Genomic DNA, 15,658 nt, shown 5'->3' on the forward strand with positions numbered 1-15,658 from the left:
TTTATCAAGTACGTGGCACTAAGTTGCCTGACTTGTTTCTGAATGGCTGTACACATAATCCACCCAACGACACTGGTTTTATAAGAGATTATTTTAGTCGATAAATTGCGCGGGCTCTGTTTTTATTACACCTCTGAGACTGTTGCGGCTGTAGGGCTTAGTGATTCATCGGGAATTGCTGGCACTCTTGCCCTTTATAAAAACACGCTCTTTCGAGCAACCAACCACCACGTTCGTTATCCCTGCCCACCGAATCTGGTGAGATCGTCTCGCTATTCAACGGCAGCTCATTCAGGTAACATTGCGCTTTGAGGCGCACCAGCGCCAGTGTTGCTTTAGCAGCTGATTCATGACGTAAGGTTAGTGATAATCAGGAAAGGAATTGATGTGGGCTTTATGTAGTCCAAAGCAATCTTACCAAAACTGAAATAACGACAAAAAAGCCTTCTAGGCTACAGACTACTCTACCATAAGTTTTGTTTTGCACCCATACGACAATGGAATTTTGAATGTTTAACCGGGACAATATCTATGGAATGAATTATGCAGCCACTTTCTTCAACTCATGCAGCCCTGTCAGATGTAACCGCCAATCCCGGCCTTGACGAACCGGCAAAAAACAACCCCACCGGCACATTAGGAACGTTTGCAGTTGCTGTCCAGTCAGGTGTTACCGCTTTAATAAGCTCTCTTTCTCCCAATTATGTTCCTGAACATCAACGACAAACCATTCAGCCAACTACCCTGGCTGCTAATACGATGTCTGCTGAAAATAAAAACGACAAAACAAATTTAGTGTCGAATGTCTTACAAGGGGTTGGGCTGGCCAGCAAGGCAATTTCCTGCTGGGTACCACATGCCAGTGCAGTGAGTGATGCGGTAGGAACACTCTGCTCTTCCTTTTCCCTGGCTCATAGCCTGGACAATATGGGCAAGTCGGGTAAAGAATCGGGTAAAGAGCCGGGTAAAGAGTCAACCAACGGTTCGGAAAATGAGTCAGAAAACCATTCACAAAATATCACCAATAAAAACCGGGAAGCTGAAAAGCCGGGTAAGCCAGTAACCGCTTCCGGCACAACAGCAAGTGTGTCCAGCTGTGTGTCCGGTCCGGCCATAGCAACAGTCGCCCTGATGGCGATGGATCGGCTGGCGGGTGCTTCGGCCCAGCCCGCAGAAGGAAAACCAGGGTCCCGGAACAACCCAATACCCGTGGATGATAGTAAAGCACTGGGCAAAATCGGAAGTAACGACAACTATCCCATGGACGCCCACTATCAACAGAGAAAAAGCTTCAGCCATAACACCGGCGTTCCGGTTGGCAGTGAAACCAAGCCATTTAAGGGCCATTTCGACGGTGGGTGCCATACCATAAGCGATCTGAAGGACTGCTTGTTTGGTGAACTCGGGTCCGGTGGCAACGTTACGAATCTGCGTATTGCCAATACCACCATTAATGATCTACCCAAAAAGCAGCACTCTGCTGTATTGGCCTGTAAAATGTCCAATAATTCTAATATCACTGATGTCCGGGTTGAGCATGCCAATGTTTCAACCAGCCACCAGGGAGCAAAACTACGGAAGCCAGCCAGCATCGGGGTGATCACTGGGAAACAGGAAAAAGGGAGCGTTCTGAGAGACATTGAGATTGTTGACTGTTCAGTCACTTCTTCAGGGCAGAACACCTTTACCGGAGCCGGGGGAGGATGGGTTGAAGGTGTCATCGAGCGCATGATCGTTAGAGACAGTCAGGTTTCCAGCAAAGGGCTCTCTTCTCACGCCGCTATAGGTGGTGGGTTGGTCACTGGCCAGATAAAACAACTCACCGTAGTCAACTGTACTGTCACAACGAAGGGAAAAGGCACGGGTGCTGCGATTGGTGGTGGGCGGGTTGGCAGGTGGTGTCCGTCTGCTGCTGGCAAGGTCAGCGAGCTTGTTGCCCTGAATAGCCATGTCAACACAGAGACAGAGAATGAACCCAGCTTTGCTGCTATTGGCGCTGGGTCTCTCCCTCATAAGCAAAGTAAAACCAACGGCATAACGGCTATCGATTGTTCTGTTTCAGCAAGTCACAATCGTTCCTGGGTTGCTATTGGTGCAGGTGAGAACGAGGGGCAAGTTAATGATACCACCGCAGTGAACAGCTCAGTCACCGGCCATCATGCAGATATTGGTCAGGCTGGGGGTTCAGGCAAAGAGGTGCGTACCGCATACCTGAACAGTTGGGTTAACGGTAAACCGAAAAACTTCGGCAATGTTACTTTACCCGGGTTGTGTCGTACGGCTGATCCACGTTTTGTGACCAGTGATTGCCAGCTGAACCCTGATTCATTCACCGAAGATCACTGGAACTGTTCAAGCTCCCCCGCTCCTCCGGGCTCGGTTTCTCAGCCAATAGGGGCACCCGTCAATGAAACCACCGTGATGGCTGATACAACCTCACAACAACCGGCAATGGCCAACACAACCAGCCCGAAGTCCAGCCCAACTCTGACAACCCCGGCCCCGCTCAGCGAGCTGGTAATGTCCGATACAACCATTACAGGCCACACCATCACAACGCCGTTAACGTCCATCAATCCCACGATCACTACCACAGCACCATTGGCAATGGCTGCAATGACAACCACAGCACCAGTGACAGAAACCGTGGTGACGTTACCGGAAGCATCAATGACATCTGCTGGCATGCCCTCAACACTGACACTACCCACAACGCCCGCACCATTGGTTGGAACCCTGAGCACGGGGGTGGCTCTGGGTGTCAGCCTGGGTATAGCTATGACGATCCTTGCAGGCATTGGTCTATGCGCTTTGTACCAATACCATCGTCGGAACCAGGCACAAATACCCGAAACACCTTTGGAACCCTTAATAAACCAAACTGATTGTACCCATTTATAATTGGTCTGAAATAGCTCCTCTTTAACCTCACAAAACCGGATTTTTATCCTCAATTTTCTGCTGTCCTCGCTACGAGATGCCCGGTCTCAGCCGGTGGCAGGAGCAAGATATATCAGCGGTGGCAGTTGCCAATAAGAATGCTCGCATTGCCTGGGCTGTGTTAACCAGTTATTTCAGGACAGTTCCTTACTGCACAGACAATGACAGTTTGAGCCTATGTCCGCGGAATTAACGGCATCCGTTCATTATCAGTGTGTGCAGGAATATTACCCGGTATGCGGCTTCGCTGGGAATTATTGGGTCTATCCATGGTAAGGCTGACGTCTCTCCTGCCTCTGGCCACCAGAGGCTCATAATGGTTGCCCGCAGCCCTGGACGATGCTCTGTGGCAATAATAGCGGTAGAGACACACAATGCCGACCAGTACAAAGAGCACTCCGCCGAAGGCGATACCGGCTATAGCGACGTTACTCAGGCCCGACGTCGACGGGCTTCTGTTGCTGGAGGCAGACGGAATTATTGTTGGGGTAACAGGGCATAACCGGCGGGTATTACTTCTGATCAATCCCACAATATCATCATTAAACTGGCAATCCGTTGTCAGCAGTCGATGGTTAAAAAAACGGTGTCAGGTCTTGATGGCGACAGGCTAAGCCTGAAAATGTGGGAGGTTTTATGAACTGAAATCATTCGTTGAAATCCAGTGGGTTCGACTCCCACCCGGTAAAGATTAACCATCAGCCGGAAGCGGGTTTTGCTGATGACTTTGTCATGGTATTTCAAAACTTTGATGACTGTTGTCGAGTAGAGCGTGTACTGCCTAAACGCCTTGGTGGCTATGGCTTAACGTTGCATCCGGAAAAGACGCAGAGAATTGACTTTCGGGTTCAATATCGAAAGGAAAGCAAGCGTCGTGGACTTCCGATCAATTTTGATTTCCTTGGGTTCACACACTTCTGGGGTATAACCCGGAAAGGTGGTTTTGCAATATTCCGGAAAACCGTCAAGGGGCGATTAGCCAAAACGCTGAAATCATTCAACGACTTTTGTCGTAAAGATAGGCATAAGCCATTGAGTGAACAGTACGCCATGCTGAACCGGAAATTACGGGGACACTTTGCGTACTTCGACATTACTGGAAACATAAAAGCCCTGAAGGCAGTGCATGATAAAGTACAGAAAATCTGGCATAAATCGTCCTCATCTACTCGGATTCTTGAATGTGTTCAAAAAGAAAAACCCCAGCTTCTGGTTTCTAAAGTGCTTTCATTGCCCCGTTAATGGTGAGCTTTAAGCCTGAGAATATTCTCAGGAGTCCATTTTGCTCATTGTTATCTGCATCTGCGTTAGCTGCTTTTTTTTTGCGGCAAATTGAGCAAGCATTTCAATGTCTTTACTCGGCAGATAACCCAATGCAATGGCTGAGGAGACGGTAAATAACAGCCTCCTTCTGATACTCAACAATCCTGTTTCTCCAGGATTACGCCGGCCCTGAGATGAGCGCTAATATAGCGGGTGAAAGATGAAGGTAGTTGGATACCCAGTTGTACACAGCTAGAATTCAAGCGAGCCGAAACCAAAGAAAGTACCTGAATTTTTAAATCTTCCTGAAAATCGGGGTCCCGCAGGTCTTCTCTGAATTCCAACTCCTGTTCAGGTGACATGGACCGTAAAGCTCGAATTCGACCTATCAGTAAGTCCAGATCCCTGAATTCATTCAAATCCTCAATTAACCTGTTTTTAAATTTCTCCTTGTTTTCGGGTGTATTAGCCCTGTGACTAATAGCAACTTCATCCCATAATATGTCTACCAGTCGATCAATCCCGGTTTGATCTAAGGCTTCAGGCCCAAATGGGTTGGCCAGGTGACTCAGCAGACCAACAATGTCCGGAAACTGAGTCCGTTGCGCTGGTGTGAGCGTGACGCAATTGCCGAAGTCGATAAACCAGACATCTATTTGGTGATCGGATTTGCAACTGAGCATGATATTTCCAGTGTGACAGTCGCCATGAACAATGCCATGCTTCAGGGCAAGCTCACGCCACTTTGCCTTGATCTGAGAATGAACTACCGCTAGAGTAAACTTGCTAAAACAATCAAGAAGCGGAGGTTGGCCAAAACATGTTTGGTAGAGTTCTGCCCGCAGTTGCTCGTTTGCCGGGTTCATCAATTCATTCAACGTGTGCCCACCGTTAATATGCTCCATGATCAGCAGGTTTTCAGTGTTAACAGCTTCGCTGATCTTTGCCACCTTGAAGGTTAATGTCACTGGCTTGTCCATCAAGCGATTTTCAATTATTTCTGTTTGTGTCGTTTTTTCCAGCGTTTCTTTGAATACAGTCTGGTTCTTTTTTTCTTGCTTAAGGTTGCACTCCTGGATATAAGGATCGGTCATTTCCCGGATGGTCATTCTGATGTCTTTTGGCAAGAACATCAGCATTATTCTTATGGATTTTAATCCTGCTGCCAGGTCATTGGCTTTCCAGTGAGGAACCACTTTGGCTACCAGTGAATCTTCATCTTTTTTTACTTCAAAGCAGGAACCTATCGTTCCTGTTGCAATATGACGTTCCACTGAAAGATCTTTACTCCCGGCTTTATCCAGGATTGATCTCGGAACAGACATGGGAATTTCAGGGTTGTTATCCAAAACATTCCGAATCACACCATCAAATTTTTCTCTTTCGGACTCCGTCGAGTTCAATGCATTGCACAGTTGCTCTAATAAATCAGGATACCCAACCAACATCTGGAGTAATTTTGAATACGCCGGACCAAGTCTTGTTAAATAATTCTGCAAATGCTCGCTAGTCAACTCACGCCCAAACAGTGTGTGTTTAACCAGATAATAAGCAACCAATGATACTTTTCCCACTGCCCGGCAGAATATTGAGATTTCACGAGGTATGCTTTTAATTGAAGACCATGCCCTGGTGCCCAGGCCTGGCTTCTCTTCTTTAAGGCTGGGTGATTCCCCTTGATATTCAGTGACTTGCTTTCCCTGATAGGTTGATTCAACGCTGGCGGCATGACCCACTGAGGGTTTATCAGGAGACTGTAAACTATTGAGCCCCGGCGGGTACTGCAGATGGATGTCCATGATTATTACTTCCCTAAATTAAAATATTTAAGTAGTTAACCATTTGCTTTCGCATAAATAACTAACCGAATGGTTAGTTATTTATGCTGAAAGCAAATTTTCCCCGAGGGACTTTATCGATTCGGATCATCCCACAGGCCCCGAGATCACCAACCCGCCGGAGGATTACATCATTCTGTTAGCACCGATTTGAAATCACCTGTTTTCACCGGTTTGAGATGACCCATTAACATTTCCGAGTAGATGAGTCGGGTAGCCGGGTGACATTACTGTCACCCAGCCCCCTAAGAACAGTCAGGTTTCCAGCGAAGGGCTCTCTTCTCCAGCGGCCATAGGTGGTGGGCTGGTCACTGGCCAGATAAAACAACTCACCGTAGTCAACTGTACTGTCACAACGAAGGGAAAAGGCGGGGATGCTGCGATTGGTGGTGGGCATGTTGGCAGGTTTGCTCCGCCTGTTGCTGGCAAGGTGAGCGAGCTTGTTGCCCTGAATAGCCAGGTCAACACAGAGAATGCTATCAGCTTTGCTGCTATTGGCGGTGGGTTTCTCCCTGATAGGCAAAGTGAGACCAACGGCATAACGGCTATCGATTGTTCTGTTTCAGCAAGTCACAATCTTTCCGGGGGTGCTATTGGTGCAGGTCTGAACTTGGGGAAGCAAGTTACTGATACCACCGCAGTGAACAGCTCAGTCACCGGCCATTTTGCAAATATTAGTCAGGCTGGGGGTTCAGGCAAAGTGAAGGGTACCGCATCCCTGAACAGTCGGGTTAACGGTGAACTGAAAAACATCGGCAATGTTACTTTACCCGGGTTGTGTCGTACGGCTGATGCACGTTTTGTGACCAGTGATTGCCAGCTGAACCCTGATTCATTCACCGAAGATCACTGGAACTGTTCAAGCTCCCCCGCTCCTCCGGGTTCGGTTTCTCAGCCAATAGGGGCCCCCGTCAATAAAACCACCGTGATGGCTGATACAACCCCACAACAACCGGCAATGGCCAACACAACCAGCCCGCAGTCCAGCCCAACTCTGACAACCCCGGCCCCGCCCAGCGAAATGGTAATGTCCAATACAACCATTACAGGACACACCATCACAACGTCGTTACCGACCATCAATCCCACGATCACTACCACAGCACCATTGGCTATGGCTGCAATGACAACCACAGCACCAGTGACAGAAACCGTGGTGACGTTACCGGAAGCATCAATGACAGTTTGAGTCTATGTCCGCGGAATTAACGGCATCCGTTCATTATCAGTGTGTGCAGGAATATTACCCGGTACCCTGCGGCTTCGCTGGGAATTATCGGGTCCATCCATGGTATGGCTGACGTCTCTCCTGCCTCTGGCCACCAGAGGCTCATAATGGTTGCCCGCAGCCCTGGACGATGCTCTGTGGCAATAATAGCGGTAGAGACACACAATGCCGACCAGTACAAAGAGCACTCCGCCGAAGGCGATACCGGCTATAGCGACGTTACTCAGGCCCGACGTCGACGGGCTTCTATTGCTGGAGGCAGACGGGATTATTGATGGGGTAACAGGGCATAACCGGCGGGTATTACTTCTGATCAATCCCACAAAATCATCATTAAACTGGCAATCCGTTGTCAGCAGTCGATGGTTAAAGCCTGCACATAACTTATCCTGCTCGGAACGACAACTGTTGCCTGTATTGTTCTGCTCGCGACCATTAACATGGACATTACAGATATCGGGGTCAGGCCCACCCCTGACGGCGGCTGTTGAATCCTCACCCAGGCTATCGACCTGGCAGTTAATCGCCATGGTGCTGACAATAGTACCACCGGAATCAATATCCCCCACCCCGATACCCGCCGTTGCCTCCTTGCCAGAGGCTAACACTGTACAATTCAGCGCGGTGGTGTTGGCAATCGTTTCAGATACAGTGTTACGTCTGACCAGGCCCGCCCCGATGCCTGCGCCTCCACCAGGACCTGTGGATTTCACATGACAGTTGACGGCTGTGGTGTTGGCAACAGTGGCCAGATTAAGGAGGACCCGCCCTGCGCCGATGCCTGCCCTGCCACCTTGACCGGAGGCTACTACGGTAGAGTTCACCGCTGTGGTGTTGACAACCGCACCACCAACAGAAGCTCTGCCCACGCCGATACCTGAGTCACCATTCTCGCCGGAGGTTACCACCTGGCAGTTCACCGCTGTGGTGTCAGCCACCGTATCGAAGACATGAGCCCTACCCGCGCCAATGCCAGCCGAGCCAATGCCAGAATATCCGGACATATCTGCACCCGCGTTTTCCACCCGACAATTCACCGCCGTGGTGTTGGTGACCCTGCTGATATGATGATCAAGCCACCCTGCGCCAATGCCTGACCCGCCACTGCGAGTCGCCACTTTGCAGTTCACTGCTGTGGTGTTGGCAAGCGTACCAACCCGGAGGTATCCCACACCAATGCCAGCCTTGCCATAATCAGGTGTAACTACTTTACAGTTCACTGCTGCGGTGTTGGCAATTATGCCATGACCATTAAGTTGTCCAGCGCCAATGCCTGCGGCTCCTCCTAACGAGGCTGCCACAGTGCAGTTCACCGCTGAGGTGTTGACAACCTTGCCTCCTGTAAGCCAGCCTGCGCCAATGCCTGCCTTGCCGCTGTATCTGGAGTTGTGTGCTTTTACATTGCTGTTCATTGCCAACGTGTTGACAACCGAGCCACTGACATCCCCGCCCATAATCCCCCCAATGGCTTTTTTACCCAAGGCCACTACCCGGGCATTATCAACACAAATATTGCTGACTGTGGCCTGGTCTGAAATTTTACAGGCCACCACCCCGGTGGAGCCTGTGGACGTTATATTGGCACCGGTAAAGCGCAGGCTATCCACACGGCCCTCACCGGCCAGCGTTTTCACCAGGCAATTTCTGAGGTTGCCAATGGTCCCTTTTGCTTTTTTGCCACGGAGGATGCCGGTGAATGGATGAGTGTCATTACCAATGGACTGGCGCAACTGGCCACCGTCAATATACGCAACAGTTTGCTGGTAATTGCCGTTGAGCGGGTAGTCCGGATCATTGCCAATCTTGCCCAGGGTTTCGGCATCAGCCACCGCAATCCACGGGTCTTTGTTACGGTTGACTCTTGCTGCCATGCCAGCAGTGGCAAGACCAGACAGCACTCCCGACACCACTGCGGCATTCGGCCGCTGACCAGTGCGGGCCAGGCTGGCCGTTTGACGACGGTGCAACGATGGGTTGTTGTCTTCATCGTTGTCGTTTATCAGGGTTCTATCCGGAGCATTGTCCGGCAAACGCGGTTTTACCCCTGACTCCCTGAATACAACCAGACTGCCCCAACGCCCCTGTGGTTCTAAAGACATTGTTGTTACAGGTTGCCGATCACCCGCGGTGCCTACCCTGGACACGGCCGATGGCTCTATCAAAACGACTACCTCATAATAATGACAGTTATTATCTTGTGGTTTAGGTTCTGTCCAACAGATAAAAAGAGACTTGACAAGACAAAAAGCAAAAAGCCTCGGAGCAAAAATGCTCAACAAAGTGTAGTCAGGCTTATGGAATGAGCAATAAGGATTTGAATATTATCCATGACTTTGTGAACTTTCATTGTGAAAAAGCACTCGTAAAAATAAACACGAGGAGCTTACTATGAATTTGCCGTCTATTAAGTTCAGTCAGTTAACCAGATCATATACTGCTGCTTCCAGTTCAGAGCAATCCTCAATAAGCAACAATTATCATTCATCACAAATATTCATACCAAGGGGGGGGCAGCAATTTGATATGCAAAGATTGCTTGCTAGCAGGAAGGTAATAAAAAATGATCCCACAGCTCTGTTAAACATTCAATTTTTTGGTAAGAATTTTTCATCAGGGATGGGAGTGTATTCAGATAAACCTATCAATGCTTTTTGGACATGTACTCTAAAAAAAGAAACCACAACCAAAAAAAATACAACTGCCTGGATAGAGTGGTGTAGAGAAAATTCTGAGAATTCCTGGTTAGGAAAAACTGCTGCTCAATTTCAGGTTTTAGAAACAGCAAATATATTTCATATTGACTCAAATGAAAAATATAAATGCTTATTAAAAGAATATCCTCATCGAGCAAACCACAATTATGTAGACTGGGAGCGTGTGGCCATTAATTTTGATGCTGTACATTGTACACAAGATTTTTTTCTTCCCACATGGGATTGTGAATCAACAGCATGGTTTAATAAAGACAGATTAGTATTCCTGAAATCCCTGAATTCACAAGAAATTGACTTGTAATATGGCATCTGGAAAAGCAGTGATGGTGTCAGATCTACCATATTGCTAATCAAAAATAAGTTTTCCCATCAAAGGCTCATACACATAGTCTTTGAGCTGTGGCTTATCCACCGGCAGCAGCGGCTTCAGCGGCAGCATCGGCACCGATTTCGACAACGGTTGTCGTGTTTCTTTACTGTGTGCAACCAGGCGCGAGCGGATAGAAGCCCGGGCGCAAACCTGAAGTGATTGGGGTTGAAAATTATCCGGCTCATTATTCCGATTGATGTTGTCAAACCTGCCAGTCTCGGCCAACAGGACTTTCAAGTTGCGAATTCTGCCCTTGGCAAAATTCAGCGGTGTACACCTATTCCAGTCTTGCGCCTTACAGTTGGCACCCTCAGCCACCAATAGTTGTACTTTCTTGCCCGAACCACTTTGTGCTGCCAAATGTAACGGGGTCCATTGTGTACAGTTGTCTTGCCTGACTTCAAGGTTAGCCCCCTCGGACAAAAGCAGCTTCAGATAATTCAAGTCGAAGCAGTTTTTGCTAGCCGCATAGTGCAATGATGTCAGTTTATATGCATCAGCTGCATCAATATTGGCACCGGCAGCCAGAAGCACCTTGAATACCTCAAGTGTATCGTTTAAGTGAATCGAACAAATTAGTGGCGTTACTTTATCAACACTCCTGGCTTCAATATCGGCTCCCCGGGCCAGAAGCTCTTTCGCAACCTCCCCGCTACCGGCCATATGCAGCGGAGTCTGGCCTGAATCACAGCGGGCATTAACGCAGGCACCTGCGTCGAGAAATACCTTTAACATCTCCAGATCGGCTTTAGAACAAGCCGGGAACAGTGGCGTGTTTCCACAATTATCCCTGGCCTCAATATCAGCTCCCCAAGCCAGAAGCTGGTGCACAGTCTCCCCGCTACGGGCTCTATGCAACGGAGTTTGACCTGAATGATTGTGGACATTCACGCTGGCACCCGCAGCCAGTAGAAAGTTGAGAACTTCCGGGTTTTCCGAAGTTACCGCCAGAAACAGTGGGGTTTTGCCATCCCGGTCCCTGGACTCAATATCAGCCCCCTGTTCCAACAATGTCTTCACCGATGCCAGGTCACCATCCTCGGCTGCCTTGAGCAGATTTTTGTCGTCCGGGGACAGTTTCTTTGTTGCGCCCAACAGGATATTTTCAACGTATCTCAACAGTGTAATCATAACTACTTCCACATGGATTATCTCTGACAATCGTCGATAACCATGCCAACTGCCTTAACGGATATGGCAAACAGTTTACAGGTTGCAGATCAGGCACAAGGGGACTGGATCTTTATGCCAAAAATCAACAATTCTACCAATCAACACATTGTCCAGCCCGGCACCCATCAGGACAATAACAATCAGCGCAAAAACGCCACCAGAGCAAGCTTCATCAATCGTCAGATATCGGTCCATGAACCGACTGAATCTGTATCGGTAAAGGTTAAAAAAATCGCCAGGACCGCAATAACTTTTGTGATCTCAAAGGTGCCGGATTTTCTCCTCCGGCAGAGAAAAGTCGAAATCACCACACCCGTAAGCAGTCTGAAAGTACAGCAACCTGTTAATGTTGATAAACAACAGGGATCTGGGCACCAGATACGCCCTGAACGGCCTCGGTCAAAGCCGCCGGGCGACAATAGTGACGACTCCACCTCTCATCCCGTTTCGAAAAAAAGCAGGCCGTTACCACCACCGCCGGGTGGCAATAGTGACAACCCCACCTCTCATCCCGTGTCGAAAAATAGCAGGCCGCTACCACCACCGCCAGGTAAACATAACAAGTCATCCTCACACAGAAGGCCGCTGCCACCACTTGTCCATCATGATAAGCAGACGCCAATGAACAGCAATCGTCTGCTACTGCCTCCTCTTAAGCAATACAAAAGACCATTACCGGAGCTGCCGGTTGACAATAGCGATCAGATGCCAGATGAAAGCCTGACCATGGTAACTACCAGATCTGGCAATACCCTGCCCACAGCGACCACGGAGACATGGCAAGCCGCTGAGTCAACCGTTGATGACACCCTGTATCAGGATATCAGGGAGCAGTACGCTGACCAGCTGGCAGACCTCGAGGGTACCAATGATTCCGGGTACCAGACACAGACCATTGAATCGGTAATAGCAGCAGAGGAATCGCTGGGCACAACAGAACTTAAATCATTGCGAAAAGACAAATATAACTCCGGAAAGATCGGGCTGAAAAATATCGAACTAAATCCGACCAGAGAAGCGCTTGATGAGTTGGAAGATCTCAGGACGCAATGGCAAAAGGCAAAAACGGCAATAACAGAATGGCGGCAGAAAAAAGGGGATATGGGTGAACTGTCCCCTGTCGACCAGAGGAAATTCACAGCGCTTTCCAGGGCCGAAGCAGCTGCAGGCCAGGAGTTCCGTACCGAGCTCAATGTATTTCTGACACAGTGCAGCAGCAAAGAGTGGCGGGACAGCGCTGCTGACTTGAGCATAGACGCCTTTTATAAACTACAAACCGTCATTCAGGCGTCACCGCTGAACGATGAAGAGAAATACAGGCATGAAAGTGTGATAGCAACCGTTGCTCTCTCTGAACAACAACAGCTGCCCGGCTATAAGAAGAAAACGAGAAAGAAGAAGCTGAACGATGCACTGGTACGGCTGGATAGTTGTGAAAAGCTGCTATTGAACAATAACGCGTTGGACAACACTAAGAAGCTGGAACTGTTTGGTAGTTTATATACCAGAATCGTCCGCCATTTTGCCGTTGAGGAGCCCTGGCAAGACCAGAAAGTCAGGCTCGACATGGGTAAGGGGGATCTTCTAGCCTTTCAGCTCTTATTACAACACTCAAAAACAGGTGACAGTGGCAAGCGTCCAGACCCGGATAAAAGCGAGAAACGACAGTTACTGGAGGATTTCGTGACCAGGAAAAGCGAGGCCCTTGAACGGCTGCAAACCGTCAGGAAAACCTACGATGAGCTTGATGCTGTTAATGAAGATACTTGGGAAGACTATGGAGAACTCCTTGAGCTTGCCGACGAAGAGCGTAGCCTGACAACACAGGTGGGTCGCTGGACAGAAGAAAAAATAGCAGCAGCTCAGAAAATGATCAAAAGGGAGTAAAACATCAGGGTCAGGCCTTTAATTGTGAATGACAGCTGTAGTTTACACTGATAAGAAAAGATATTTACACAATCCTGCCCCCTGCTTTCTTTTCTGTTTTTCTGTTTTTCTGTTTTTCTGACCCCTGCTTTTCATGATTTGAATTTTATCCATGACTTTGTGAACTTTCTTGTGAATAAACACTCATAAACGTAAACACAAGGAACTTACTATGAATTTATCTCCTGTCAAGTCTGGTGAGCTAACCAGTTCACATAGTGCTGCTTTCCTTTCAGAGCAATCCTCAATATATGATAATTATCATTCATCACAAGTATTCATACCAAGAGGTGATCAGCAGTTTGATATACAACGATTGCTTTCTAGCAGGAAGGTAATAAAAAATGACCCCACTATTCATTATATCTCCGAACGTCTGAGTAAGAATTTTCCAATATGGCTAAGAGTGCCGTCAGATAAACCTGAAAATACTTTTTGGACAAGTACTCTAAAAAAAGAAACTGCAACCGAAGAAGAAGAAACTGCAACCGAAGAAACCAAAACCGAAAAAAACACAACTGCCTGGATAGAGTGGTGTAGAAATAACGGTATGCACGTTTTCTTAGGCAAAACTGCGGCTCAATTTCAGGTTTCAGAAACAGCAAATATATTTCATATTGACTCATATGAAAAGTATGAACACTTATTAAAAGAATACCCTCGTTCAGAAAATGATGATTTTATAGATTGGGAACGTGTGGTCATTGATTTTGATGCTGTACATTGTGCACAAGGCTTTGATCTTCCCGGATGGAGTTGTGAATCAACAGCATGGTTTAACAGAGATAAATTAGTATTCCTGAAATCCCTGAATTCACAGGAAATTGACTTGTAATACGGAATCTGAAAGAGCTGGGGGCAGTCTTCCTGACGCAAAATCCAGGGAAGCCGAAACTGACTTTGGTCTTTCTTTTGAATGGACTCAAAATTACGAAAAGTTATCGTAATCGTCAGGGTACCATCGAACCTTTTAACGATATAATCCCCCCATTAATGAATTCAGTCAGACTTCCGCCAAATTCTGATGTCCCTTATTCCCACAAGGAGGAGACCTCCGGGTCATGACAGCAAGCTCTCTCTTCACACAACCGGGGTTGGTATTGGCTCGGGCACTTACGACCAAATCCCGGGCAATCCTGCTGGTTGCCCTGACCTGCCTGGCAGCTTTTTCCCAGGTAGCTTCCGCTACAGCGGCAAAAAGCCAGGCTCCTGCGGTAACGGCCTTTCCCGTGACGGCCACCACATTGCAACCGAGTCTGATGGCTCTGGGAAACCTGAAAGCCAACCAGTCCGTTGACATTGCCCCGCAGATCAATGGCCGTATTGTTGCCCTGCATCTGCGCGATGGTGTGAGTGTCAAATCAGGACAGCTGCTGGTTGAACTGGATGACCGTGAGCAGGAGGCAATCACCGCCCAGGCGCGAATTGCCTTTGAGGATGCCCAGCGGCAACTGGACTATATGGAAGCTTTGATCAACAGCAAAGCCATTTCCGTTGAGCAACTCAAGGCTCAGCGTGCCACGGTTGACCGTCTTGCAGCCGCGCTTCAGGCAGAATTGGCCATACTGGATCACTATTCGCTGGAAGCCCCTTTCGCCGGCATGTTGAGCTTCCATGAACAGAGCGCTGGAGCCCTTGTCAATGCAGGTACCGTGCTGACCACGCTGGATGATCTCAGCACCATGAAATTGACCTTTGACCTGCCGGAAAACACCCTTGGCCAGATCAGCAAAGGGGCCCGTGTTTCAGCAACCACCGATGCCTGGCCCGGAAAAACCTTTACCGGTACCATCGACAGCATTAACCCCCGGATTGATCCGGTCAATCTCACCCTTCAGGTCAGGGCCCTGCTGGATAACCCTGAGTCACAGCTTCTCCCGGGCATGCTGATGCGTATCTCTATTGAGCGCCAGAACCAGCAACAACGATTAGTTGTGCCTTCCCGCAGCATCCTGTTTGACGGTAACCGCCGTTATGTGTTTGTGATTGATGAGCAAAACCGGGTGGAACGCAGAACCATTACCACCGGGCAAACCATTGACCAGTACATCGTTGTATTATCCGGACTGGTGGAAGGCGAGCGGGTAGTGAACGAAGGTGCGGTAAAAGTCACCGATGGCCGCCGGGTAACCGTACTTGACAAAGAACCGTCTGTTCTCTCTGCCAACCCGGTCACACCTGCCGCTGCCAATGGATTGCTGTAACC

At 48.6% G+C, this 15,658-nt stretch carries 13 protein-coding genes; 7 read left to right on the forward strand and 6 right to left on the reverse strand.

All coding sequences use genetic code 11. The features are described from left to right. Nucleotides 1-543 precede the first annotated feature (543 nt). Nucleotides 544-2,901 carry a M26 family metallopeptidase gene (locus J7438_RS00005; RefSeq protein ID WP_209274935.1) on the forward strand — a complete coding sequence of 786 codons (2,358 nt, stop codon included), beginning with the start codon at nt 544-546 and terminating at the stop codon, nt 2,899-2,901. Nucleotides 2,902-3,115: 214 nt separating this feature from the next. On the opposite strand, the gene J7438_RS00010 is transcribed toward J7438_RS00005, so the two are convergent. Further along, complete coding sequence (locus tag J7438_RS00010) at nt 3,116-3,466, reverse strand: hypothetical protein (protein WP_209274936.1); 351 nt, start codon at nt 3,464-3,466, stop codon at nt 3,116-3,118. 128 nt (nt 3,467-3,594) lie between these two features. On the opposite strand from J7438_RS00010, the gene J7438_RS00015 reads away from it, so the two are divergent. Then, nucleotides 3,595-4,182, forward strand: coding sequence for an RNA-dependent RNA polymerase family protein (locus J7438_RS00015; protein WP_209274937.1), 588 nt, complete (start codon nt 3,595-3,597; stop codon nt 4,180-4,182). Nucleotides 4,183-4,358: 176 nt separating this feature from the next. On the opposite strand, the gene J7438_RS28140 is transcribed toward J7438_RS00015, so the two are convergent. Together J7438_RS28140 and J7438_RS00025 are read right to left on the reverse strand one after the other, a co-directional pair. Then, entirely contained in the window at nt 4,359-5,939 is a 1,581-nt protein-coding gene (locus tag J7438_RS28140) for an AarF/UbiB family protein (protein WP_209274938.1), read from the reverse strand. 289 nt (nt 5,940-6,228) lie between these two features. Continuing rightward, nucleotides 6,229-6,438, reverse strand: coding sequence for a hypothetical protein (locus tag J7438_RS00025; RefSeq protein ID WP_209274939.1), 210 nt, complete (start codon nt 6,436-6,438; stop codon nt 6,229-6,231). Nucleotides 6,439-6,471: 33 nt separating this feature from the next. Between J7438_RS00025 and J7438_RS00030 the strand changes: the two genes are divergently transcribed. After that, nucleotides 6,472-7,230 carry a hypothetical protein gene (locus J7438_RS00030; RefSeq protein WP_209274940.1) on the forward strand — a complete coding sequence of 253 codons (759 nt, stop codon included), beginning with the start codon at nt 6,472-6,474 and terminating at the stop codon, nt 7,228-7,230. A 2-nt stretch (nt 7,231-7,232) separates the two neighbouring features. Here J7438_RS00030 and J7438_RS00035 read toward each other — a convergent pair whose 3' ends face one another. After that, nucleotides 7,233-9,431 (reverse strand): hypothetical protein, encoded by a 2,199-nt coding sequence (locus tag J7438_RS00035; RefSeq protein WP_209274941.1) that lies wholly within the window; start codon nt 9,429-9,431, stop codon nt 7,233-7,235. A 226-nt stretch (nt 9,432-9,657) separates the two neighbouring features. Here J7438_RS00035 and J7438_RS00040 point away from each other — a divergent pair, with 226 nt between their 5' ends. Then, nucleotides 9,658-10,284, forward strand: a complete 627-nt coding sequence (locus tag J7438_RS00040; protein WP_209274942.1) for a hypothetical protein — start codon at nt 9,658-9,660, stop codon at nt 10,282-10,284. 45 nt (nt 10,285-10,329) lie between these two features. On the opposite strand, the gene J7438_RS00045 is transcribed toward J7438_RS00040, so the two are convergent. Both J7438_RS00045 and J7438_RS00050 read right to left on the reverse strand, forming a co-directional pair. Then, complete coding sequence (locus J7438_RS00045) at nt 10,330-11,484, reverse strand: ankyrin repeat domain-containing protein (RefSeq protein WP_209274943.1); 1,155 nt, start codon at nt 11,482-11,484, stop codon at nt 10,330-10,332. A 75-nt stretch (nt 11,485-11,559) separates the two neighbouring features. Further along, nucleotides 11,560-11,721 (reverse strand): hypothetical protein, encoded by a 162-nt coding sequence (locus J7438_RS00050; RefSeq protein ID WP_209274944.1) that lies wholly within the window; start codon nt 11,719-11,721, stop codon nt 11,560-11,562. A 426-nt stretch (nt 11,722-12,147) separates the two neighbouring features. Here J7438_RS00050 and J7438_RS00055 point away from each other — a divergent pair, with 426 nt between their 5' ends. From J7438_RS00055 to J7438_RS00065, 3 genes are all read left to right on the forward strand, one after another. Then, a complete protein-coding gene (locus J7438_RS00055; protein WP_209274945.1) occupies nt 12,148-13,413 on the forward strand; it encodes a hypothetical protein in 1,266 nt (421 codons plus the stop codon). A 211-nt stretch (nt 13,414-13,624) separates the two neighbouring features. Further along, entirely contained in the window at nt 13,625-14,287 is a 663-nt protein-coding gene (locus J7438_RS00060; RefSeq protein WP_209274946.1) for a hypothetical protein, read from the forward strand. Nucleotides 14,288-14,513: 226 nt separating this feature from the next. Beyond that, nucleotides 14,514-15,656: an efflux RND transporter periplasmic adaptor subunit gene (locus J7438_RS00065; protein ID WP_209274947.1), complete on the forward strand. Its 1,143-nt coding sequence runs from the start codon at nt 14,514-14,516 to the stop codon at nt 15,654-15,656. The last annotated feature ends 2 nt before the right edge of the window (nt 15,657-15,658 follow it).

Source organism: Thalassotalea sp. G20_0, assembly GCF_017744175.1.
In the GTDB taxonomy this organism is placed as follows: Bacteria; Pseudomonadota; Gammaproteobacteria; order Pseudomonadales; family Endozoicomonadaceae; genus Endozoicomonas.

Bases quoted from the DNA above. Each gene is read 5' to 3' on its own strand.
- J7438_RS00005 (WP_209274935.1), top strand. From the start codon at position 544: ATGCAGCCACTTTCTTCAACTCATGCAGCCCTGTCAGATGTAACCGCC.
- J7438_RS00025 (WP_209274939.1), bottom strand. From the start codon at position 6,438: ATGCCCACCACCAATCGCAGCATCCCCGCCTTTTCCCTTCGTTGTGAC.
- J7438_RS00040 (WP_209274942.1), top strand. From the start codon at position 9,658: ATGAATTTGCCGTCTATTAAGTTCAGTCAGTTAACCAGATCATATACT.
- J7438_RS00045 (WP_209274943.1), bottom strand. From the start codon at position 11,484: ATGATTACACTGTTGAGATACGTTGAAAATATCCTGTTGGGCGCAACA.
- J7438_RS00050 (WP_209274944.1), bottom strand. From the start codon at position 11,721: ATGGACCGATATCTGACGATTGATGAAGCTTGCTCTGGTGGCGTTTTT.
- J7438_RS00055 (WP_209274945.1), top strand. From the start codon at position 12,148: ATGAACAGCAATCGTCTGCTACTGCCTCCTCTTAAGCAATACAAAAGA.
- J7438_RS00060 (WP_209274946.1), top strand. From the start codon at position 13,625: ATGAATTTATCTCCTGTCAAGTCTGGTGAGCTAACCAGTTCACATAGT.
- J7438_RS00065 (WP_209274947.1), top strand. From the start codon at position 14,514: ATGACAGCAAGCTCTCTCTTCACACAACCGGGGTTGGTATTGGCTCGG.